Here is a 22141-nt window from a genome sequence, read left to right on the forward strand (position 1 = left end):
GGCGCGCGCCGGACGAGTTGTCAAAGCGTTTTACTACTTTGACCCGAACCTCCGTACTATCCCGGTTTCGTCCAAGCGTCGATCGGCCATACAAGTAAACCAGGATGACAAATTCACCGGAACAGCATGCCGACCTGCCGCTCGGCCTGGAACCCGTGCGGCACGAGCGCTTTGCCGAGCGCGTCTACGACAGCCTGTTCCATGCCGTCATGACCGGCCGCCTGGCGCCGGGCGCGCGGCTGCCCTCCGAGGTGGAACTGGCGGCGCGCTTCCAGGTGTCGCGGCCCGTCGTGCGGCAGGCGCTGGACCGCCTGCGCAGCGACCGGCTGGTGGAGTCCATCCGCGGCTCGGGCACCTACGTGCGCACCCAACCCGCCACCATGCCCGTGGTGCCGCTGGCACGCAGCACGGCCGACCTGAGCCACATCGCCCACGGCCTCGAACTGCGCCTGGTGCTGGAGCCCGAATGCGCCTTCTTCGCCGCCATGCGCCGCAAGCCGCGCGACCTGGCCCGCATGGAGGAGATGCTGGAAGGTTTCGAGAATGCGAACCGGCGTGGCGACGTGGCCCACCACTTCGACTATGGCTTTCATGAAGCCATCGCCCAGGCCAGCGCCAACCCAAGGCTGGCCCAGGTGCTCAAGTCGCTCGAGTACGACGTGAGCCATGCCGTCAACCTGTGGCGGCACCTGGCGCGCATGCAGCCCTGGCGCCGCACGCAGGATGCGCTGGACGAGCACCGCCACATCTTCGCGCTGATCCGCGCGCAGGACGCCGAGGGCGCGCGCCGCGCGATGCGCGCGCATGTGGAGAACGCGCGCGTGCGCATGCTCGAGATCGAGCCCGGCACCTGAGAACGTGTGAACGAACCGCTCACACCCACGCGAGGCCCCGATGAGCAGCCGTTTCCATCATGTTCGTTGCGCTCGGGGCCTCGCCCTTCGGGCCGGGGCACGCCAGGCCGCATGCGGGCGTTGCGGTCCTTGCCCGCGCACGAGCCCGGGCTGCGGCCCGCGCCTACGCCTGCGGCCCGCCGAGCCCCGTCGTGGGCGCGATCGGTTCATTCACACGTTCTGAGCGATCAAAGCTTGAAGCGCTCCTTGGCCTTGCGCGCGAACACGTTGGTGGACAGCTTGGCCGGATCGATGCGCGCGCCGTCGATGTCGGGGTCGAAGCTGGCCAGCGTGCGCAGCGCCGTGACACCGCCGTCGTCCGGCACCAGGCCATCAGGGGAGATCGTCTCGCGCACTTTCTGGAACGAGGCCAGGTACAGCGCGCGGTCGCCGAGAAGGTAGTTCTCGGGCACGGTGCGCACGATGTCGCCCGGGCCCGCGGTCTGCAGCCACTTGAGCGCATGCACGATGGCATGGGCCAGCGCCTGGCAGGTGCGCGGGTGGCTCGCGATGAACGCGGTGGACGCGTACAGGCAGGCCGCCGGCATGTTGCCGCCGAACAGCGCCTGCGAGCCCTTGAGCGTGCGCGTGTCGGCGACGATGCGCACATCGCCGTGCTGCTCCAGCATGGTCATCACGGGTTCGGTGTTGCACATGGCGTCGAGTTCGCCGGCGCGCAGCGTGGCCAGCGCTTCGGCGCCCGTGCCCACGCCGACGAAGCGCGCATCCTGCGGCCTGAGCCCGGCCCGTGCGAGCAGCAATTGCGCCACCATCTGGGCCGAGGTTCCCGATGCGGGCACGCCGATGCTGCGACCGCGCAGGTTGGCCAGCCCCTGGTACTGCGCCAGCGTGCGCGTGGAAACGCCCATGGCGATCTGCGGCGCGCGCCCCTGCAGCACGAAGGCCTGGTAGGACTGGTTGCGGTTGCGCAACACGACCATGGCCTCGAACGGTGCGGCACCGATGTCGGCCGCGCCGCCGAGCACGGCCTGCATGGCATGCGCGCCGGCAGCGTGGTCCTCGACGACCACGTCCAGGCCTTCGGCCTTGAAGTAGCCGAGCTGCTCGGCGATCGTCAGGGGCAGGTAGTAGAAGGTGGCCTTGCCACCCACGGCCAGGGTCAGCCGGGGCTTTTCCAGCTTGTCCTGCGCGCGCAGTGAGGGCGCTGCCCACCACGCCGCGCCGGCGAGGCCGGCGGCCACGATGCCGCGTCGGCTGAGGGCAGGCGTCTGCATGGTTCTGGTTCTGGACACAAGGCCGGCCCAGCATAGTCAGGCGCTGCCGCGTGCGTCATCCGGAACATCCCCTTTGGGGAAAGCACGTAAGCGGTGCTGCGGAGAGCCCGCGTGCCAGCATCGTCAACGCCGGTCCACCAAGGCGTGCGCAATGGTCGAGAGGTCGACGTATTCGAGCTCGCTGCCCGCAGGCACGCCGCGCGCGAGCCGCGTGACGGCCAGGCCGCGCGCCTTGAGCGAGGCGGCGATGGCATGCGCGGTGGCCTCGCCCTCGGCCGTGAAGTTGGTGGCCAGGATCACCTCCTGCACCACGCCGTCGCAGGCACGCTCGATGAGCTCGTGCATGCCGATCTCCTTGGGGCCGATGCCGTCCAGGGGGCTGAGCCGCCCCATCAGCACGAAGTAGCGGCCCTTGAAGGCGGCCGTGCGCTCCACGGCCGACTGGTCGGCCGGCGTCTCCACCACGCAGAGCTTGCTCGCATCGCGGCGCGGATCGGCGCAGGTGCTGCAGATCTCGTCCTCGGTGAAGGTGTGGCACAGCGCGCAGTGGCGCACGTGGTCCACGGCCTGCGTCAACGCGCGCGCCAGCGCCTGGGCGCCGGCACGGTCGTGCTGCAGCAGGTGAAAGGCCATGCGCGAGGCCGACTTGGCACCCACGCCGGGCAGGCGGCGCAGTCCTTCGACGAGCGCCTGCAATGAGCCGGAATCGGCCACCGTGTTCTGGCGGGTGCCTGCCTCAGAAAGGGAACTTCATGCCGCCCGGCAGGCCGGGCATGCCGGCCGTGAGCTTGCCCATCTTCTCCTGGCTGGTCTCTTCGGCCTTGCGCACGGCGGCGTTGAAGGCGGCGGCGACCAGGTCTTCCAGCATGTCCTTGTCGTCGGCCAGCAGGCTGGGGTCGATGGTGATGCGCTTGACGTCGTGCTTGCAGGTCATGACGACCTTGACCAGGCCGGCACCGGACTCGCCCTCGACCTCGATGAAGGCCAGTTCGTCCTGCGCCTTCTTGAGGTTGTCCTGCATGGCCTGGGCCTGCTTCATGAGGCCGGCCAGTTGTCCCTTGTTAAACATGCGAATACTCCTAAAGGTGTTTGGATCAGAGAGGCTTGATGCCGCTGGCGACGATTTTCGCGCCAAAGTCACGCACCAGGCTTTGCACATAGGCGTCGTTGCGCACGGTCTCTTCGGCGACGCGCTGTTTCTCGGCAGCGAACGCCGCATTGCGGCGTGCCGGGCTGTCGCTCACCGTGCCCACCTCCACGCTGAGCCGGGTGCCCAGGCCGGCCTGCTCCAGCGCGGCGCGCAGGCGCTCGCGGCTGCCGGGCTGGTTCAGCGACTCGCGCTCCACGCGCAGCATCCAGTGCTCGCCGTCGCGCGCAATCAGCTGGGCCTGCAGCGCCAGCTCGCGCGCCAGCGCGGTGATGGCTTCGGCGGCGACGAGCTGCTGCACGGTCTGGTGCCACAGGTCGCCCTCCTCGTTCGGCACCAGGCGCGAAGGTCCGGTGGCCGACTGGGGCTGTTCACGCGGGCCGGGCTCGGGTTGCTCGCGCACCGCGATGGCCACCACGTCCTGCTGCGGCACATGCGGGGGGGCCGCGGGCGCAGGGGCCTGCACTTCCACGGGCGGCATCTCGACCACACGCAGGCGCTCGCCCCCGGGTCGGGGCGACGCCGCGGCCGGCGGCGGCGCTGCCGCGGGCCGCGGTGCAGGGGCTGGGGCGGGGGGCGGTGCGGCGCGGTTCAGGCCGGCGCCGGCGTCATGCGGAGTTTTTTTTTCCGCGGTGGCGCTGGCCGGCTTGAAGGCCAACAGCCGCAGCAGCACCATCGTGAGGCCGGCGTACTCGTCCGGCGCCAGGCCCAGCTCGGTGCGGCCGTGCAGGCAGATGGAATAGAGCAGCTGCGTCTCGTCGGCCGGCATCGCGGCCGCCAGGCGTGCCGCGTCGGCCAGTTCGGCATCGTCGCCGTGGGCACCGTCCGGAACGGCCTGCAGCACCGCCATGCGCTGCAGCATGGCGGCCATGTCCTCCAGCGTGGCGGCGGCCGACAGGCCTTGCAGGCGCAGCTCTTCGCAGGTGTCGACGACCGTGCGCCCGTCACCTTCGGCCAGCGCCTGCAGCAGGCGCAGCACATGGCTGCGGTCGGCGCTGCCCAGCATCTGGCGCACGTTGTCTTCCTGCAGCTGGCCGGCGCCGAAGGCGATGGCCTGGTCCGTCAGCGACAGCGCATCGCGCATGGAGCCGCGCGCGGCCCGCGCGAGCAGGCGCAGCGCGCCCTCGTCGGCCGGCACGCTTTCGGTCTGCAGCACGCGGCCCAGGTGCTCGCGCACGGTCTCCGGCGCCATCGGGCGCAGGTTGAACTGCAGGCAGCGCGACAGCACGGTGACGGGCACCTTCTGCGGGTCGGTGGTGGCCAGCACGAACTTGAGGTACTCGGGCGGCTCCTCCAGCGTCTTGAGCATGGCGTTGAACGCCGTGTTCGTGAGCATGTGCACTTCGTCGATCATGAAGACCTTGAAGCGGCCCTGCACCGGCTTGTAGACGGCCTGCTCGAGCAGGCCCTGCACCTCGTCCACGCCGCGGTTGGAGGCGGCGTCCAGCTCGGTGTAGTCGATGAAGCGGCCGGCGTCGATCTCGGTGCAGGCCTGGCAGACGCCGCACGGCTGGGCCGTCACGCCGCCCTGCCCGTCCGGCCCCTGGCAATTCAGCGACTTGGCCAGGATGCGCGACACCGTGGTCTTGCCGACGCCGCGCGTGCCCGTGAACAGATAGGCGTGGTGCAAGCGCTGGCTGGTCAGCGCGTTCTCGAGCGCCCGGACCACATGTTCCTGCCCCACCATCTCTCCAAACGTCTTGGGTCGGAATTTGCGCGCGAGAACCAGATAGGACATCCGCGCATTCTACGAACCGGTCCGGAGGGGAATTCGGCCACGGCTACAATGCGCCCCGACGGGCCTTCCCGCATGGTGAAGCGGCCAACCGGGTCAGGTGGGGAACCAAGCAGCCCTAACTGTGGAGCCAGTGCCGGGGTCAAGGCTCGTCACCTTTCCTTCTCCCTCTTTTCGCATGGACGCCGCGCCAGCGGTGCTGCGAGCGTGCCCGGGCCCATGGGCCCGCCCTGCAGCAGTCCAGCCAACGCCCACCGTCCTCGCAGCCGCTCAGCGGTTTGCGGCGTCCCACAAGCCGCATCGGCGCAGCACAGATCCCTTTCGTCCAGCCGCGTGGCGCTGCCCGCGCGATGCTGCATGGCTACCGCCCGCGCATTCCATGCTTGTGCTGCGGTTTCCCGCCTGTCGGCACGCAGTAATATGATCTAAAACTGATCAATTAAAGCGACCAAAACGCACAAAAATGGGTGCTAATAACGCTCGTGGGACCTTATCGTCTGTCTTACTGCGCGAATGGCTGCTCTGGGCTGGTGTACTTGCTGTTCTTGCCGGCCTGATGGTGTACGCACTGGTGCGGGAGCACCGGCGCGTCGAAGTTTCGGAAAGCATCCGCCTGCAGACACAGGCCCAGGTCGTGGAGCACCATGTCCGCCGCCAATTGGAGAGCGTCGACCAGGCATTGCGCACCACCTTGCAGGCCGCCGCCCACGGGCCCGTGGCGACGGGCGGCGTCGGCGGGACGACCCTGCATGCGCTGGCCGACGTGATGCCGGGCGTGCGTACGCTGATGGTGCTGGACGCCAGAGGCACCGTGCTGACGGCGAACCGGCCCGAACTGCTGGGACGCAACTACGGCGAACGCGACTTCTTCCGGGCGGCCGTGGCCGCCCCGCAAGCCGGCATGCTGGCGCTCTCGGCACCGTTCCGCTCCTACCTGGGCAGCGTGGCGCTGAACGCCGCGCGCGCCGGCCTGGCATCCGATGGCCGCGTGCAGCATGTGGTCAGCGCGACGCTGGACCCGGAGTACTTCGGCGGCGTACTCGGTTCGGTCACTTACGCCCCCGACATGTGGGCCGCGGTGGTGCACGGCGCAGGCCGGCCGTTCCAGGTCGCCCCCTTGACGGCCGGCGACATGCTGGAGGACCTGCAGGAGGACGGCTCGTTCTGGCAGCAGCACGCCACGGCGGGCACGCCGCACAGCCTGGTACGCGACCATGGCACCGGCCTGGACAGGCTGGTGGCGGTGCGCACCGTGCTGTCGCCGCAGGTGCGGATCGACCACCCCCTGGTGGTGGCCGTTGGCCGCTCCGAAGCCGCCATGTACGCCCCCATCTGGCAGCAGGCGCAGACCTACGGCCTGCTGTTCGCCGCCGCGGCCCTGGCCAGCGGCGTGGGGCTGGGCCTGCTGCAGCGGCGCCGCCTGCAGGTCGCGGCGTTGCAGGAGGCCGGCCGCGCGGCGCGGCAGGACAGCGAGGAACGCGTGGCACTGGCCCTGCGCGGTGCCGATCTGGGCCTGTGGGAATGGAACCTGGACAGCGGCCGCATGGTGCTCGATGCGCGCGGCTGCAGCATGCTGGGTTTGACGCCGGCGCAGCTGCAGCTGGAGCACAGGCCCTGGGCCGAGCGGCTGCACCCCGACGACGCGGCCGCCGTGCTGGCCCATGCCACGGACCACGCGCAGGGCCGCGCCCTGCGCTTCGAGGCCGAATTCCGCGTGCGCCATGCCGACGGCCACTGGGTCTGGATCCTGTCGCGCGGCAACCGCGTCGACGGCCTGCCGGTGCGCCTCGCCGGCACCCACATGGATGTGACGGCGCGCCAGCAGGCGGCCCAGGCCCTGGCCGCGCGCGAGGCCGAACTGCGCGACTTCAAGAGCATGCTGGACGAGACGCTGGACTGCGTGTTCATCCTGGACGCCCAGACCTTGCAGTTCCTCTACGTCAACGAGGGCGCGATCCGCATGAGCGGCTACGGCGAGGCGGAACTGCTCACGATGAAGCCGACCGACCTGCTGTGGGACACCACGCCCGCGCAGTACCTCGAACGCACACGGCCGCTGGTGGAAGGGCGCGAGCCGGCGCAGCTCGTGGAGGTCGTGCACCGGCACCGTGACGGGCACCCGATCCCGGCCGAGGTGTTCCTGCAATACCTGCCGGCCACCGCGGAGCGCCGCCCGCGCTTCCTGGCCGTGGTGCGCGACATCACGGCGCGGCGCGCCCAGACCGCGCTGGAGCTGTCCGAGGCACGCTTTCGCATGCTCATCGAAGGCGCGCCGGCGGCCATCGCCATCCTGCGCGGCGAGCGCTTCGAGTACACCAACCGGCGCTTCCTCGCCATGCACGGCTACGACAGCGGCGACGACCTGGCCGGCAGCCCCTGGCGCGCGGCGTTCGCGGTCGATGCGCACGCCATCCTGGCTGCGCCCCGGGCCACGCCGGCCAGCGCGGGGAAGGCGCACAGCACCCGCAAGAACGGCGAGCTGCTGCCGGTGCTCGTGGCCTGCACCGCGGTGGAGCTGTCCGACGGTCCGGCCACGGTGGTGTTCCTGCAGGACATCTCGGACCTGGAACGCGCCGAGGCCGAACTGGTGCAGGCGCGCGACGCGGCCGAGCAGGCCAGCCGCGCCAAGGCCGCCTTCGTCGCCAACATGAGCCACGAGGTCCGCACCCCGCTCAACGCCATCCTGGGCCTGGCCTACCTGCTCGAACACGGATCGCTGCAGGGCGAGCCGCTGGACCTGGTGCGCAAGATCCACGCGGCCGGGCGCACGCTGCTGGGCACCATCAACCACGTGCTGGACATCTCCAAGATCGAGGCCGGCCGCCTGGAGATCGAGCGCGCGCCGTTCCGGCTCGACGAGGTCATCGACAACGTGGCCACCATCATGGGGGCCAACGTCGGCGACAAGCCGCTGGAGCTCGTGATCTCGCCGCCGCCGCTGGGCGCAGGCCAGCTGATGGGCGACGCGTTGCGGCTGCAGCAGGTGCTCGTGAACCTCACCGCCAACGCCATCAAGTTCACCGAACGCGGCCAGATCACCCTGCACACGGAGCTCGAGCACCGCGACCGCCGCCAGGTGCGGCTGCGCTTCTCGGTGGCCGATTCGGGCATCGGCATCCCGGCCGACAAGGTGGGCGAGATCTTCGCCCCGTTCGCACAGGCCGACACCTCGACCACGCGGCGCTTCGGCGGCACGGGCCTGGGCCTGGCGATCTGCCGGCAGCTGGTGGAACTCATGGGCGGGCAGATCGGCGTGCACAGCACGCCCGGCAAAGGCAGCACCTTCTGGTTCTCGCTGCCGTTCGAGCCGGCGCCGGCCACGCACTTCTCCTCGCCCGCCATGCTGCAGGTGCAGGCGCTGGTGGCAGACGACAACCCGCTCGTGTGCGAAGCCGCCGTCGCCACGGCGCGCGGGCTGGGCTGGCAGATGGATGCCGTGGCCTCGGGCAGCGACGCGCTGGCCTTCATCGAGCGGCGCCTGACGACGCAGGCCCTGCCCGACGTGGTGCTGCTGGACTGGCGCATGCCCGGCATGGACGGGCTGGCCGCCGCGCGGGCCATCCGTGCCACGGTGCCGCCCCACGCCTGCCCCATCGTCATCATGGTGACGGCCCATGCGCGCGGCGCGCTGCTGGCCGAGGCCGGCCCCGACCTCGTGGACGCCGTGCTGGACAAGCCGCTCACCGGCTCCAAGCTCTACGACGCGGTGGTGCAGGCGCAGCGCCGCCGCAGTGCCACGCCCGAGGCCCCGGTGGCCGGGCAGGCGGCGCAGGAGCAGCCGCTGGCCGGCTTGTCCATCCTGGTGGTGGACGACAGCGAGATCAACCGCGAGGTGGCGCAGCGCATCCTGCAGCGTGCCGGCGCTTGCGTGGTGCTGGCCAGCGATGGCCAACAGGCGCTGGACCGGTTGGACGACAGCACGGCCCCGGCCGTGGACATCGTGCTGATGGATGTGCAGATGCCCGTCATGGACGGCATCGAGGCCACCCGCCGGCTGCGGCGCGCCTCACGGATGGCGCACCTGCCCGTGGTCGCCCTGACCGCCGGCGCCTTCAAGAGCCAGCAGGACGCGGCCTGGGCCGCGGGCATGAACGGCTTCATCGGCAAGCCCTTCGACGTGGCCGAGGCCATCGCGCTGATCCGGCGCCTGACGGGGCGCGACGGCACGCCCGCGGCCGTGGCCGCGCCGGCAGCGCGGCGCGCGGCGCTGGCGCGGCCCGAACTGCCGGGCATCGACATGGCGCAGGGCCTGCAGATCTGGGCGGACGAGCGCGCCTACCGGCGCTTCCTCGCGCGCTTCCTCGACGAGCATGGCGCCAACGCCCAGGAGATCCGCAGCCTGCTGGCAGCCGGCGATGCCGAGCGGGCCGCTGCGCTGGCGCACCGTCTGCGCGGCGGCGCTGCCCACCTGGCCCTGCCGCAGACCACCGAGGCCGCGGCCGAGGTCGAGCTGGCGCTGCAACGCGGCCAGGATCCGACCGCGGCCCTGCAGCGGCTGGAGCAGGCACTGGCCACGGCCAGTGCCTCGGCGCGGCAGTTGCAAGCCACCGAGCCGGTCTCCGCACCGGCGGCACCGGCCGCAGCCGCCGCGCCGGCCACCGCGGCCAAACGGCAGCAGCTGCTGCAGGCCCTGCTGCGGGCGCTCGACGCCGACGACCCCGGCCCCGCCGAGGCCTTGCTGACCGCGCTGGGCCCGCAGCTTTCGCCCGCCGACCGGCAGGTCCTGCAGGACCTGCTGGACAGCTACGACTTCCGCGGCGGCGAGCGCTATGTGCGCCGCCTGCTCGACAACCCATGACCGCGCCCCAAGGAGCCCCCATGCAGCGCCGCCGGCCCATCCTGATCGTCGATGACGAACCGGCCAATCTCGCCACCCTGCGCCAGATCCTGGCCGACGAGCACCCGCTCGTGTTCGCCCGCGACGGCGCCGAGGCCCTGGCCGCCGCGCACAAGCACCAGCCGGCCTTGGTGCTGTTGGACATCCGCATGCCCGACATGGACGGCTATGCGCTGTGCCGCCGCCTGAAGGCCGAGCCGGCCACGCGCGACACGCCGGTGATCTTCGTGACCGCGCTGTCCGATGTCGGCGACGAGGCCGCGGGCTTTGCCGCCGGGGGCGTGGACTACATCGTCAAGCCGGTGTCTGCGCCCATCGTGCGCGCCCGGGTGCGCACCCATTTGTCCCTGGTGCGCGCGACGGCGCTGGAGGCCAGCTACCGCACCGCCATCTTCATGCTGGGCGAGGCCGGCCACTACAACGACAACGACACCGGCGTGCACATCTGGCGCATGGCGGCCTACGCCCGGCTGCTGGCCCAAGCCTGGGGCTGGGACCCGGAACAGGCGGCCATGCTGGAGCTGGCCGCCCCCATGCACGACACCGGCAAGATCGGCATTCCCCACACCATCCTGTGCAAGCCCGGCAAGCTCGACGAGGCCGAATGGGAAATCATGCGCACGCACCCGCGCATCGGCCACGACATCCTGGTCAAGAGCCGCGCGCCGGTGTTCCAGCTCGCGGCCGAGGTGGCGCTGGCCCACCACGAGCGCTGGGACGGCACGGGCTATCCGCAGGGGCTGGCCGGCAAGGACATCCCGGAATCGGCGCGCATCGTCGCCATCGCCGACGTGTTCGACGCACTCAGCATGCGCCGGCCCTACAAGGAGCCCTGGCCGCTGGACCGCATCATGCAGGCGCTGCACGACGGCACCGGATCGCATTTCGATCCGGAGATGGCGCCCGTGTTCGCATCCATCCTGCCGCAGGTGCTGCAGGTCAAGCAGCGCTGGGACCAGCGCGAGGCCGACGAGGGCGAGCCCTTCAGTGCCTCGGCGCTGCTGCCACCCTAGGCGTCCCCAGGGTCAGCGCTCCGCATCGGCGCCCCGGCCGGCTCGCGCTGCGCCTCGCGCAGGTGGGCCAGCACGCCCTCGGCCGCCACCACCCCGCTGGCCAGGCAGGCCGTCAGCAGGTAGCCGCCCGTCGGAGCTTCCCAGTCCAGCATCTCGCCGGCGCAGAACACGCCGGGCAAGGCCTTGAGCATCAGGCCGGCGTCCAGCGCCTGCAGGGCCACGCCGCCTGCGGTGCTGATGGCCTCGGCCACCGGCCGCGGCGCAGCGAGTTGCAGCGGCACGGCCTTGATCGCCTGGGCCAGTGCAGCCGGGTCATGCAGGGTCTCGGGGGGCAGCACCTCGTGCAGCAGCGCCAGCTTGATGCCCTCCAGACCGAGCCGGCTTTTCAGATGGCTGGACAGCGAACGCGCGCCGCGTGGGTGGCGGCAGGCGGCCAGCACCTGCTCTGGCGTGCGGTCGGGCAGCAGGTCCAGCCACAGCCGGGCCTGGCCGGTGCGCGCGATCTCCTCGCGCAGCAGGCGCGATGCGGCATAGACCAGGCTGCCCTCGATGCCCGTGGCCGTGGCGACGAACTCGCCCTTGCGCGCGAACCAGCCGCCCTGGCCATCGGCGCAGCGCAGCGCGACCGACTTGAAGGGCTGGCCCGCAAAACGCTCGGCGAAATGCGCGCTCCAGGCCCCGCCGGCCGCAGCGCGCGGCGTGGGCCGCAGGTCGAAGCCGCAGTTGGCCGGGGCCAGCGGCGCGATCGCCACCTGGCGCGCGGCCAGCAGCGGCAGCCAGGCCGCATCCGAGCCCAGGCGTGGCCAGCTGGCGCCGCCCAGGGCCAGCACCGTGGCGGCCGGGTGCGTCTGCACGGCGCCGGCGGGTGTCTCGAACTGCAGGTCGCCGTCCGCGGTCCAGCCGGTCCAGCGGTGGCGCATGTGCAGGCGCACGCCGGCCGCGCGCAACCGGTGCAGCCAGGCGCGCAGCAGCGGCGCAGCCTTCATGTCGGTGGGGAACACGCGGCCCGAGGTGCCGACGAAGGTCGCCACGCCCAAGCCGGCAGCCCAGGCGCGCACGCCCTGCGCGTCGAGCCGCGCAAGCCAGCCGGCCACTGCGCCCTGCTGCGCGGCGTAGCGCGCGACGAAGCGCGCCGCGTCCTCGGAATGCGTGAGATTGAGGCCGCCCTTGCCGGCCAGCAGGAACTTGCGGCCGACCGAGGGCATGGCGTCGTAAAGGTCTACCGACAGGCCGGCGCCGGCCAGCCGCTCGGCCGCCATGAGCCCGGCCGGACCGCCGCCGACGACGGCGATGTGCGGGGTCTGCCTCATGTTCTGCGCGCCCTGCATGGCGCCTGTTCAATAGCCGTTTTGGCTATGGCGGCTATAGCCTTGGAGGCCCCGCCCGGGTACTTGGTTTCTGTCACAATGCCGCGACTTTAGCCGTACCGTATCACCATAAAGGAAGCGACCAATGGCCAACGAATTGATCAAGCATGTGTCCGACGCGAGCTTTGAAGCCGATGTGCTGAAGTCGGCCACGCCCGTGTTGGTGGACTACTGGGCCGAGTGGTGCGGTCCCTGCAAGATGATCGCCCCGATCCTGGACGACGTCGCCACCGGCTATGCCGGCAAGCTGCAGATCGCCAAGATGAACGTGGACGAGAACCGCGACATCCCCGCCAAGTTCGGCATCCGCGGCATCCCCACGCTGATGCTGTTCAAGGGCGGCGAGCTGTCTGCCACCAAGGTCGGCGCCATGAGCAAGGCCCAGCTGACCGCCTTCATCGACCAGCAGCTCGCCTGAGCACGCTCCCCTCGCCTGCCCGACCCGGTCTTCCACGCACCGGCACCTCGGACAGGCGATCTTTCCTGTCATAATCCCCCGCAGTTCGCCGCACCCCCACCAGGGGCCAGCGGTTCGATTCCGGTGCAAGGCGCACGCCGCCTCCTCCGCACCACCTCCCCCGCGTAAGCCACCACGAACTCCCCGACGGAGTCATTCCATGCACTTAAACGAACTCAAGGCTCTGCACGTGTCCGAAGTCCTGCGGCAGGCCGAGGAACTGGAGATCGAGAACACGGGCCGCATGCGCAAGCAGGAGCTGATGTTCGCGATCATCAAGAAGCGCGCGCGTGCCGGCGAGCAGGTGTTCGCCGACGGCGTGCTGGAGATCCTGCCCGACGGCTTCGGCTTCCTGCGCAGCCCGGACACGAGCTACACCGCCAGCACCGACGACATCTACATCAGCCCGAGCCAGGTGCGGCGCTTCAACCTGCACACCGGCGACATGATCGAGGGCGAGGTGCGCACGCCCAAGGACGGCGAGCGCTACTTCGCGCTGAACAAGCTGGACAAGGTCAACGGCGGCGGCCCCGAAGAGAACAAGCACAAGGTCATGTTCGAGAACCTGACCCCGCTGTTCCCCAAGGAGCAGATGAAGCTCGAGCGCGACATGAAGGGCGAGGAGAACATCACCGGCCGCATCATCGACATCGTCGCACCCATCGGCAAGGGCCAGCGCGCGCTGCTGGTGGCCCCGCCCAAGAGCGGCAAGACGGTCATGATGCAGCACATCGCGCACGCGATCTCGGCCAACTACCCGAACAGCCACATGATGGTGCTGCTGGTCGACGAGCGGCCGGAAGAAGTGACCGAGATGCAGCGCTCGGTCAAGGGCGAGGTGATCGCCTCCACCTTCGACGAGCCCGCCGCGCGCCACGTGCACGTGGCCGAGATGGTGATCGAGCGCGCCAAGCGCCTGGTCGAGCTCAAGAAGGACGTGGTGATCCTGCTGGACTCCATCACCCGCCTGGCGCGCGCCTACAACAACGTCGTGCCCTCCTCGGGCAAGGTGCTGACCGGCGGTGTGGACTCCAACGCGCTGCAGCGTCCCAAGCGCTTCCTGGGCGCGGCCCGCAACGTGGAAGAAGGCGGCTCGCTGACCATCATCGGCACGGCGCTCGTGGACACCGGCAGCCGCATGGACGAGGTGATCTTCGAAGAGTTCAAGGGCACGGGCAACTGCGAGATCCACCTGGACCGCCGTTTGTACGAGAAGCGCGTGTTCCCCTCGATCCAGCTCAACCGCAGCGGCACGCGGCGCGAGGAACTGCTGCTGGCCCCCGAGATCCTGCAAAAGAGCCGCATCCTGCGCCAGTTCATGTACAACATGGACGAGATCGAATCGATGGAGCTCATGCTCAAGAACATGCGCGCGACGAAGACCAACACCGAGTTCTTCGACATGATGCGCAGAGGCGGCTGACAGCCCCCGCCCGCGGATATGTGATAATCGCGGGCTTTTCGCGGCAAGTATCTTGGCTTTGGATTGCATGAGAGGTTCATGCAAGGCACGGGACGGCTGCCGCAACTGAAACACAAGGAATTCCCATGAAAGAAGGCATCCATCCGAACTACCGCGAAGTGGTGTTCCAGGACATGTCCAACAACTTCCAGTTCGTCACGCGTTCGTGCGTGAACACCAAGGAAACCATCAAGCTGGACGACGGCCGCGAACTGCCGCTGTTCAAGCTGGACACCTCGAGCGAATCGCACCCCTTCTACACCGGCACGCAGAAGTCGGTGGACAACATGGGTGGCCGCGTCGAGCGCTTCCGCAACCGCTTCGGCAAGACCGCTGCCAAGTAAGCAGCTGTTCGCACGGCACGCAGCCCAAGGGCAGCCCGGTTCGACCGCGCTGCCCTTTTTGCTGCCCTCCTCCATCTTTCCCGACCAGTGAACCAACCCAGCCCAGCCATCGTCGCCCAGAGTTCGGTCCGCCGCCTGCCGCGCTGGCCGCTGCTGCTGCTCTGTGCGGCCTATGTGCTGGCCGGGTTCGTCGGGCGCGACCCGCTCAAGAACACCGACGTCGCCACCTTCGGCACCATGCTCGAGCTGGTGGCCGGCACCACCTCGTGGTGGGACCCCACGCTGATGGGCCAGCCCGAACCCGGCGTGCTGCTGCCGTTCTGGCTGGGTGCCGGCGCGCTGGCGCTGGCGCCGTCCTGGGTCGATCCGGCTTTCGCGGCGCGCATCCCCTTCATGCTGCTGCTGGCCGCGGCCCTGGCCTGCACCTGGTACGGCGTGTACTACCTGGCCCGCGCACCGCGGGCCCAGCCCGTGGCCTTCGCCTTCGGCGGCGAGGCCCGGCCGGCCGACTACGCGCGCGCGCTGGCCGATGGTGGTCTGCTGGCCTTGCTGGCCTGCCTGGGCCTGGCCCAGCTCTCGCATGAAACCTCGCCGGCGCTGGTGCAGCTCAGCGGCGCGGCGCTGGTCTTCTTCGGCCTGGCGGCCCTGCCCTACCGCCGAGCCCAGGCGCTGGCCGCATTGGCCGCTGGCCTGTTCGGGCTGGCGCTGTCCGGCGCACCCACGGTCGCGGCGCTGCTGGGCCTGGGCGGCGCTGCCACCAGCCTGATCGAGCGCGGGGAAGACGATCGCCCGGCCGAGCGGCGCCATGCTGCACTCTGGGTGCTGGGGCTGACGCTGGCCGCCGCCGGTCTGGCCGTCGCGCTCGGCCTGTGGCAATGGCGCATTGCCTTGCCGGCGGCGCAGTGGAGCACATGGCGCAGCCTGGGCCGCCTGCTGCTGTGGTTCACCTGGCCGGTCTGGCCGCTGGCGCTGTGGACGCTGTGGCGCTGGCGCGGCCAACTGCTGGGCGGCCGGCCCGAGCGGCATTTCGCCATCCCGCTGTGGTTCCTGCTCGTGCTGCTGGGCGGCACGCTGGTGGCCCCGCCTTCCGACCGGGCGCTGCTGCTGGGCCTGCCGGCCATGGCGGCGCTGGCCGCCTTCGCGCTGCCGACCTTCGGCCGCAGCATGGGCGCGCTGATCGACTGGTTCACGCTGCTGTTCTTCTCCAGCTGCGCGATCACGATCTGGGTCATCTGGATCTCGCTGCAGACCGGCGTGCCGGCCAAGCCGGCCGCCAACGTCTTCAAGCTGGCGCCGGGCTTCGAACCCGTGTTCTCGCCGCTCGCCTTCGTGCTGGCCCTGCTGGCCACGGGGGTCTGGATCTGGCTGGTGCGCTGGCGCGTGGGCCGCCACCCGGCCGCGATCTGGAAGAGCCTGGTGCTGCCGGCCGGCGGCACGGCGCTGTGCTGGTTCCTGCTCATGACGCTGGGCCTGCCCACGCTGAACTACGCGCGCAGCTACGCGCCGCTGGTGCGCCTGGTGCAGGCCAGGATGCAGGGCCCGCAGGGCTGTGTGGAGATCCACGGCTTCACGCGCGCGCAGGTCGCGGCCTTCCGCTTCCATGGCGGCATGGACCTGCGGCCGGCCACGGACCAGCCTTCGGCCTGCCCCTGGCTGCTGGTGCACTCGGACGCCATCTCCACGCTGCGCGCCACGATCGGCGCCCAGCCCTGGACGCTGGTCGGCTCGGTGCGCCGCCCGGCCGACAAGGACGAGGACATGCTGCTGTTCCGGCGCTGATGGCGTCGGAGTTCTCGCGCATCGCGCGGCACGCCGGCACCATCCTGGTCGGCCAGTTGGCCGTGATGGCCTTCGGCGTGACCGACACGCTGGTGGCCGGCCGGCATTCGGATGCAGCGCTGGCGGCGCTGTCGGTCGGCTCGGCCCTGTACGTCAGCGTCTATGTGGGCCTGATGGGCGTGCTGCAGGCGCTGCTGCCGGTCTGGGCCGAACTGCGCGGCGGCGGCCGCGGCCACGAGATCGGCCGCTCGGTGCGCCAGTCGCTCTACCTCGCCGCCGCCTGCGCCGTCTTGGGCTGCAGTGCGCTGCTGGCGCCGGCGCCGCTGCTGCGCTGGGCCGACGTGCCGCCGGCCATGCGCGCCGAGGTGCAGGACTACCTGGCCGTGCTGGCCATGGCCTTGCCGCCGGCCCTGTTGTTCCGGCTCTACAGCACGCTGAACCAGGCCCTGGCCCGGCCCCTGTTCGTGACCTGGCTGCAGGTCGTCGGCCTCGCGCTCAAGGTGCCGCTGTCGGTCTGGTTCACCTTCGGCGGCGCGGGACTGCCGGCAGGCGGGGCGGTGGGCTGCGCCTGGGCCACGCTGGTCGTCAACTACGCCATGCTGGCCGTGGCCTGGTGGATGCTGCGCACGCAGCCGCTGTACGCCGAGCTGGCCATCCGCGCGCGCATCGAGGCGCCCCACTGGGGCCGCCTGGCCGAGTTCCTGCGTCTGGGCGTGCCGGCCGGTCTGGCGGTGCTGGTCGAGGTGACCTCGTTCACGTTGATGGCGCTCATGATCGCGCGCCTGGGCACGGTGGCCTCGGCCGGCCACCAGATCGCTGCCAGCATGACGGCCGTGCTCTACATGGTGCCGCTCTCGCTGGGCCTGGCAACCAGCGCCCGAGTGAGCTGGTGGCGCGGCCAGGACGACGCGGCCCGCGCACGTGCGAGCCTGCGCACCGGCCTGGCCCTCGCCGCCGGCATGGCGCTGCTGCTGGCCAGCACGGTGGCCTTGCTGCGCGGGCCCATCGCCGCGCTGTACGCAGGCAGCCCCGCCGTGGCCGCGGTCGCCGCCGGCCTGCTGGGCTGGGTGGCGCTGTACCACCTGGCCGACGCGGTGCAGGCGGTGTGCGTGTTCGTGCTGCGCAGCTACCGCGTGACGCTCGTGCCGCTGCTGGTCTACGGCCTGCTGCTGTGGGGTGTGGGCCTGTACGGCGGCCAGTTGCTGGCCTACCGCGGCCTGGGCCCCTGGCCGGCGCTGCAATCGCCGGCCGCGTTCTGGATGGCCGGTGCCGCAGCCCTGGGCACCACGGCCGCCATCTTCCTTGTGCTGCTCTGGCGCCTCACACGGGCGCGCTGAGCGGCGTGCTGGCGCGCACGCGGCTGGCCGGAAACACGATGGCGAAGCGCGAGCCCTTGCCCAGCACCGACTGGATGCGCAGCTCGGCGCCGTGGCGCTGCACCACGTGCTTGACGATGGCCAGGCCCAGGCCGGTGCCGCCGGTCTCGCGCGAGCGGCTGCGGTCCACGCGGTAGAAGCGCTCCGTCAGCCGCGGCAGGTGCTCGGGCGCCACGCCCGGGCCGGTGTCTTCCACCGAGAACTCGAGCTGGCCGGCCGCCAGCGTCTGCCAGGCGACCTTCACGCTGCCGCCGCCCGGCGTGTAGCGCACGGCGTTGCTGACCAGGTTGGAGAGCGCGCTCATGAGCTCGGTGCGCGAGCCGGCCAGCGCCAGCTCTGGCGGCGGCGCGAAGTCCAGCGCATGGGGCGCACCCTGCCCCGCCGTCAACAGCGCCGACAAGGCCTGGGCCTCGTCCTCGCATTCCGCGTTGAGCTGGGCCAGCGCCGTCCACTCGCTGCGGCCCGGCGGCGGGCTGCCCTCGATGCGCGACAGCGTCAGCAGGTCGCTGACCAGGGTCTGCATGCGCGAAGCCTGTTGGGCCATGAGTTCCAGGTAGCGCGCGCGCTCGGTCTCGTCCAGCGGCAGCGATTGCAGTGTCTCGACGAAGCCGGTCAGCACCGTGAGCGGCGTGCGGATCTCGTGCGAGACGTTGGCCACGAAGTCGCGCCGCATGGCCTCGGCCTGCTCCAGGGCTGTGACGTCGTTCGACAGCATGAGCCGGCGGCCTTCGCCGTAGCCATGCAGGCGCACGGCCAGGCGCACCGGGTGGCCGGCGCTGTCGCCGCGGCCGGTGACGATGGCGTTGCGCGTCGGGTCGGGCTGCGCGTAGTAGCTCGTGAAGGCCGGGTCGCGCACGAGGTTGCCGATCAGTTGCTCGTGGTCGCGCTCGGTGTCGATGCCGAAGTGCGCAGCCGCCGTCGGGTTGCACCAGTTGATGCGGCCTTCGGCGTCCAGCAGGATCACGCCGTTGGACGAGGCCTGGATCGCATCGAGGAACTCCTGCAGCCGCCGCTCGCTGTCCTGCTGGCGACGCTCACCGATGCGCTGCAGCCGGCGCAGCCGGTCCGCGAACTCCCCCCACAGGCCGCCCATGCGCGGCAGGCCCTGGATGTCGTCGTCGCGCAGGCTGCGCAGCACGCGCAGCGCGCGCACCAGATCGGCGGCCCACCAGGCCAGGCCCGCCAGCAGCATGCCGGCGCAGGCTGCGGGCCAACCGCGCAGCCACCAGCCGATGCCAGCACCGGCCAGCAGCAAGACGACGAAACTCGTGAAACGCAACCACATGCGGGCAATTGTCGCGGCAGCCCGCGCGGGCGGAGGGTCAGGAAGCGGATGCCGATGTGGACGGCGCCTGTGCCACCCGCGCGGCACGGGTGGTGGGCGCGGGCGCCACGGGCTGCGCCGTGATGCGGTAGCCCGCGCCACGCACGGTCTCGACCATCGGGCCGGCCGCACCCAGTGCCTCGCGCAGGCGCTTGACGTGCACGTCCACCGTGCGTTCCTCGATGAACACGTGGTCGCCCCAGACGCGGTCCAGCAGCTGCGAGCGGCTGTGCACGCGCTCGGCATGCTGCATGAGGTAGTGCAGCAGCTTGAACTCGGTGGGCCCCATCTTGAGCGGCTGGCCCTCGAAGCTCACGCGGTGCGTGGAGCTGTCCAGCAGCAGCGCGCCGATCTGCACCGAGCCGCCGGCCTGCTCGGGCGCACGGCGGCGCAGCACGGCGCGGATGCGCGCCAGCATCTCCTTGGTGGAGAACGGCTTGGCGATGTAGTCGTCCGCGCCCGCATCCAGGCCGGCCACGCGGTCATGCTCGTCGCCGCGCGCGGTCAGCATGATGATGGGCACGGCCTTGGTGCGCGGGTCGGCGCGCCACTTGCGTGCCAGCGACAGCCCGCTCTCACCGGGCAGCATCCAGTCCAGCAGGATCACGTCGGGCAGCACCGCGTCGAGCTCGACCTGCGCGGTCACGCTGTCCATCGCCCAGGTCGGCTGGAAGCCGCTGTGGCGCAGGTTCACGGCCAGCAGTTCGGCGATCGCGGGTTCGTCCTCGACGATCAGGACGCGCGGCATGTGCTTCATTGGACTGCGGACTCGACCTGTTCCATGGTGGCATGGCGCACGTCGGCTCCCTTGACGATGTAGATGATGAACTCGGCGATGTTCTTGGCGTGGTCGCCGATGCGCTCGATGGCCTTGGCCAGGAACAGCAGGTCCAGGCTGGAGGAGATGGTGCGCGGGTCTTCCATCATGTAGGTGATGAGCTTGCGCACGAAGCCGTCGAACTCGCGGTCGATCAGGTCGTCCTCCTTGAGGATGCTGACGGCCGCTGCGGTGTCCAGCCGCGCGAACGCGTCCAGCGCCTTGCGCAAGAGGCCCGAGGCCAGGTCGGCCGAGACGCGCAGGTCCAGCGTGGGCAGTTGCCGCGCCGAGCCGCTCTGCGCGATGGACTTGGCCATGCGCGCGATCTTCGCGGATTCGTCGCCCACGCGCTCCAGGTTGGCCGTGGTCTTGGAGATCGCCAGCAGCAGACGCAGGTCGCGCGCCGTGGGCTGGCGCCGGCCGATGATGGAGGCCAGCTCGCGGTCGATCTCCACTTCCATGGCATTGACCTGCTGCTCGGCCGCCTCGACCTCGTCGGCCACCTCGGTGCTGAACTGGGCCAGCGCGTAGATCGCCTTGCGGATCTGCGACTCCACGAGCCCGCCGAGTTCCATGACGCGGCTGGACACGTTGTTCAGCTCGGCGTCGAACTGGGTCGAAAGATGTTTGTCCGACATGTTGTGTTCCCTCTTGGACAAGCAGTCCGGATCAGCCGAAGCGGCCGGTGATGTAGTCCTCGGTCTCCTTGCGCTTGGGCTTGAAGAACAGCTGCTCGGTGGCGCCGAACTCCATCAGGTCGCCCAGGTACATGTAGGCCGTGTAGTCGCTGCAGCGGGCGGCCTGCTGCATGTTGTGGGTCACGATCACCACCGTGTATTCGGTCTTCAGTTCGGTGATCAGTTCCTCGATCTTGGAAGTGGAGATCGGGTCCAGCGCCGAGCAGGGTTCGTCCAGCAGCAGCACCTCGGGCTTGATCGCGATGCCGCGGGCGATGCACAGGCGCTGCTGCTGGCCGCCGGACAGGCCGGAGCCGCTCTGGTTCAGCTTGTCCTTGACCTCGGTCCACAGCGCGGCCTTGCGCAGCGCCCATTCCACGCGCTCTTCCATGTCGGTGGCCGAGAGGTTCTCGAACAGCTTCACGCCGAAGGCGATGTTGTCGTAGATCGACATCGGGAACGGCGTGGGCTTTTGAAACACCATGCCGACCTTGGCACGCACCAGGGCCACGTCCTGCTTGCTCTCCAGCAGGTTCTCCCCGTCCAGCAGGATCTGGCCTTCGGCGCGCTGTTCGGGGTAGAGCTCGAACATGCGGTTGAAGGTGCGCAGCAGCGTGGACTTGCCGCAGCCGGAAGGGCCGATGAAGGCCGTGACCTTCTTCTCGGGGATCTCCAGATTGATGCCCTTGAGGGCGTGGAACTTGCCGTAGTAGAAGTTCAGGTCCTTGACGGCGATCTTGGCGCGTTCCGTCACCGGGGTGGCGATGCTTGCGGGCATATCGGTTCTCTCTTGGAATTCGGTTTACTGCTTGGAGCGCGTCAGCACGCGGGCCAGGATATTGAGGCCCAGCACGGCGACCGTGATCAGGAACACGCCGGCCCAGGCCAGCTGCTGCCAGTTCTCGTAGGGGCTCATCGCGAACTTGAAGATGGTCACCGGCAGGCTGGCCATGGGCTCGCCCATGCTGGAGGTCCAGAACTGGTTGTTCAGCGCGGTGAAAAGCAGCGGCGCGGTCTCGCCGGCGATGCGGGCCACGGCCAGCAGCACGCCGGTCACGACGCCGGCGCGGGCGGCGCGCAGCGTGATCGCCATGATCACCTTCCACTTGGGCGTGCCCAGGGCGTAGGCGGCCTCGCGCAGGCCGGGCGGTACCAGTTGCAGCATGTTCTCGGTGGTGCGGATCACGACCGGGATCACGATCAGCGCCAGCGCGATGGAGCCGGCGATGCCCGAGAAAGCGCGCATCTGCGTGACGATGACGGCGTACACGAACAGGCCGATCACGATGGACGGGGCCGACAGCAGGATGTCGTTGACGAAGCGCGTCACCGAGGCCAGCCAGCCCTTGGGCTCGTACTCGGCCAGGTAGATGCCGGCCATGATGCCGATGGGCGTGCCCACGCAGGTGGCGACCAGCACCATCAGGAAGGAGCCGTACAGCGCGTTGGCGATGCCGCCCGCCTCGTTCGGCGGTGGCGTCATGTCGGTGAACACGGCCAGCGACAGGCCGCCCAGGCCCAGGCGCAGCGTTTCCCAGAGGATCCAGATCAGCCAGAACACGCCGAAGGCCATGGCTGCCAGCGACAGCGTCAGCGCGACCTGGTTGACACGTTTGCGGCTGGCGTACTTGGCGGCCTTGCCGGCCTCGTAGGCGGCCTTGGCGACCAGGGCCTGGCT

18 protein-coding genes and 1 other RNA gene are annotated in these 22141 nt (G+C 70.3%); 9 read left to right on the top strand and 10 right to left on the bottom strand.

Annotated elements, in window-relative coordinates; all coding sequences use genetic code 11:
• Positions 1-104: 104 nt before the first annotated feature.
• On the top strand, positions 105-854 hold the full coding sequence (locus IE209_RS24580; protein ID WP_189689525.1) for a FadR/GntR family transcriptional regulator: 750 nt from the start codon (positions 105-107) through the stop codon (positions 852-854).
• Positions 855-1081: 227 nt separating this feature from the next.
• On the opposite strand, the gene IE209_RS24585 is transcribed toward IE209_RS24580, so the two are convergent.
• The 4 genes from IE209_RS24585 to dnaX form a co-directional block, all read right to left on the bottom strand.
• Positions 1082-2128, bottom strand: coding sequence for an ABC transporter substrate-binding protein (locus IE209_RS24585; RefSeq protein ID WP_189689526.1), 1047 nt, complete (start codon positions 2126-2128; stop codon positions 1082-1084).
• 123 nt (positions 2129-2251) lie between these two features.
• Positions 2252-2842: a recombination mediator RecR gene (gene recR / locus IE209_RS24590; RefSeq protein ID WP_189689527.1), complete on the bottom strand. Its 591-nt coding sequence runs from the start codon at positions 2840-2842 to the stop codon at positions 2252-2254.
• Positions 2843-2864: 22 nt separating this feature from the next.
• Positions 2865-3197 carry a YbaB/EbfC family nucleoid-associated protein gene (locus IE209_RS24595; protein ID WP_056902480.1) on the bottom strand — a complete coding sequence of 111 codons (333 nt, stop codon included), beginning with the start codon at positions 3195-3197 and terminating at the stop codon, positions 2865-2867.
• Positions 3198-3222: 25 nt separating this feature from the next.
• Positions 3223-5013 (bottom strand): DNA polymerase III subunit gamma/tau, encoded by a 1791-nt coding sequence (dnaX, locus tag IE209_RS24600; RefSeq protein ID WP_189689528.1) that lies wholly within the window; start codon positions 5011-5013, stop codon positions 3223-3225.
• A gap of 57 nt (positions 5014-5070) precedes the next feature.
• Between dnaX and ffs the strand changes: the two genes are divergently transcribed.
• From ffs to IE209_RS24615, 3 genes are all read left to right on the top strand, one after another.
• Positions 5071-5167: signal recognition particle sRNA small type (gene ffs / locus IE209_RS24605), an RNA gene on the top strand.
• Between the two features lie 399 nt (positions 5168-5566).
• On the top strand, positions 5567-9808 hold the full coding sequence (locus IE209_RS24610) for a response regulator (RefSeq protein ID WP_189689529.1): 4242 nt from the start codon (positions 5567-5569) through the stop codon (positions 9806-9808).
• A gap of 20 nt (positions 9809-9828) precedes the next feature.
• Positions 9829-10860: a response regulator gene (locus IE209_RS24615; RefSeq protein ID WP_189689530.1), complete on the top strand. Its 1032-nt coding sequence runs from the start codon at positions 9829-9831 to the stop codon at positions 10858-10860.
• On the opposite strand, the gene IE209_RS24620 is transcribed toward IE209_RS24615, so the two are convergent.
• Positions 10857-12170 carry a BaiN/RdsA family NAD(P)/FAD-dependent oxidoreductase gene (locus tag IE209_RS24620; protein ID WP_189689531.1) on the bottom strand — a complete coding sequence of 438 codons (1314 nt, stop codon included), beginning with the start codon at positions 12168-12170 and terminating at the stop codon, positions 10857-10859. The two genes, IE209_RS24615 and IE209_RS24620, sit on opposite strands and share 4 nt — an antisense overlap.
• 142 nt (positions 12171-12312) lie before the next feature.
• Here IE209_RS24620 and trxA point away from each other — a divergent pair, with 142 nt between their 5' ends.
• The 5 genes from trxA to IE209_RS24645 all read left to right on the top strand — a co-directional run bounded on the left by trxA (position 12313) and on the right by IE209_RS24645 (position 17606).
• Positions 12313-12645, top strand: a complete 333-nt coding sequence (gene trxA, locus IE209_RS24625) for a thioredoxin TrxA (protein WP_056673284.1) — start codon at positions 12313-12315, stop codon at positions 12643-12645.
• Between the two features lie 199 nt (positions 12646-12844).
• Positions 12845-14107 (top strand): transcription termination factor Rho, encoded by a 1263-nt coding sequence (gene rho / locus IE209_RS24630; protein ID WP_145549483.1) that lies wholly within the window; start codon positions 12845-12847, stop codon positions 14105-14107.
• Positions 14108-14232: 125 nt separating this feature from the next.
• Positions 14233-14490, top strand: coding sequence for a type B 50S ribosomal protein L31 (locus IE209_RS24635; RefSeq protein ID WP_145549484.1), 258 nt, complete (start codon positions 14233-14235; stop codon positions 14488-14490).
• Between the two features lie 87 nt (positions 14491-14577).
• Positions 14578-16269: a hypothetical protein gene (locus tag IE209_RS24640; RefSeq protein WP_189689532.1), complete on the top strand. Its 1692-nt coding sequence runs from the start codon at positions 14578-14580 to the stop codon at positions 16267-16269.
• Positions 16269-17606: an MATE family efflux transporter gene (locus IE209_RS24645; protein WP_189689533.1), complete on the top strand. Its 1338-nt coding sequence runs from the start codon at positions 16269-16271 to the stop codon at positions 17604-17606. The genes IE209_RS24640 and IE209_RS24645 overlap by 1 nt, the downstream gene beginning before the upstream one ends.
• Here IE209_RS24645 and phoR read toward each other — a convergent pair.
• The 5 genes from phoR to pstA are packed head-to-tail and all read right to left on the bottom strand — an operon-like array spanning position 17590 to position 22132.
• Positions 17590-18930, bottom strand: coding sequence for a phosphate regulon sensor histidine kinase PhoR (gene phoR / locus IE209_RS24650; RefSeq protein ID WP_189689534.1), 1341 nt, complete (start codon positions 18928-18930; stop codon positions 17590-17592). The genes IE209_RS24645 and phoR overlap by 17 nt on opposite strands.
• A gap of 37 nt (positions 18931-18967) precedes the next feature.
• Positions 18968-19726 (bottom strand): phosphate regulon transcriptional regulator PhoB, encoded by a 759-nt coding sequence (gene phoB / locus IE209_RS24655; protein ID WP_189689535.1) that lies wholly within the window; start codon positions 19724-19726, stop codon positions 18968-18970.
• Positions 19723-20424 (bottom strand): phosphate signaling complex protein PhoU, encoded by a 702-nt coding sequence (gene phoU / locus IE209_RS24660; protein ID WP_145549489.1) that lies wholly within the window; start codon positions 20422-20424, stop codon positions 19723-19725. The genes phoB and phoU overlap by 4 nt, the downstream gene beginning before the upstream one ends.
• Before the next feature lie 31 nt (positions 20425-20455).
• Positions 20456-21241: a phosphate ABC transporter ATP-binding protein PstB gene (pstB, locus tag IE209_RS24665; protein ID WP_189689536.1), complete on the bottom strand. Its 786-nt coding sequence runs from the start codon at positions 21239-21241 to the stop codon at positions 20456-20458.
• Positions 21242-21265: 24 nt separating this feature from the next.
• Positions 21266-22132, bottom strand: a complete 867-nt coding sequence (gene pstA / locus IE209_RS24670) for a phosphate ABC transporter permease PstA (protein WP_229883031.1) — start codon at positions 22130-22132, stop codon at positions 21266-21268.
• Positions 22133-22141 lie beyond the last annotated feature (9 nt).

The organism is Pseudorhodoferax aquiterrae (genome assembly GCF_014652235.1).
In the GTDB taxonomy this organism is placed as follows: Bacteria; Pseudomonadota; Gammaproteobacteria; order Burkholderiales; family Burkholderiaceae_C; genus Pseudorhodoferax; species Pseudorhodoferax aquiterrae.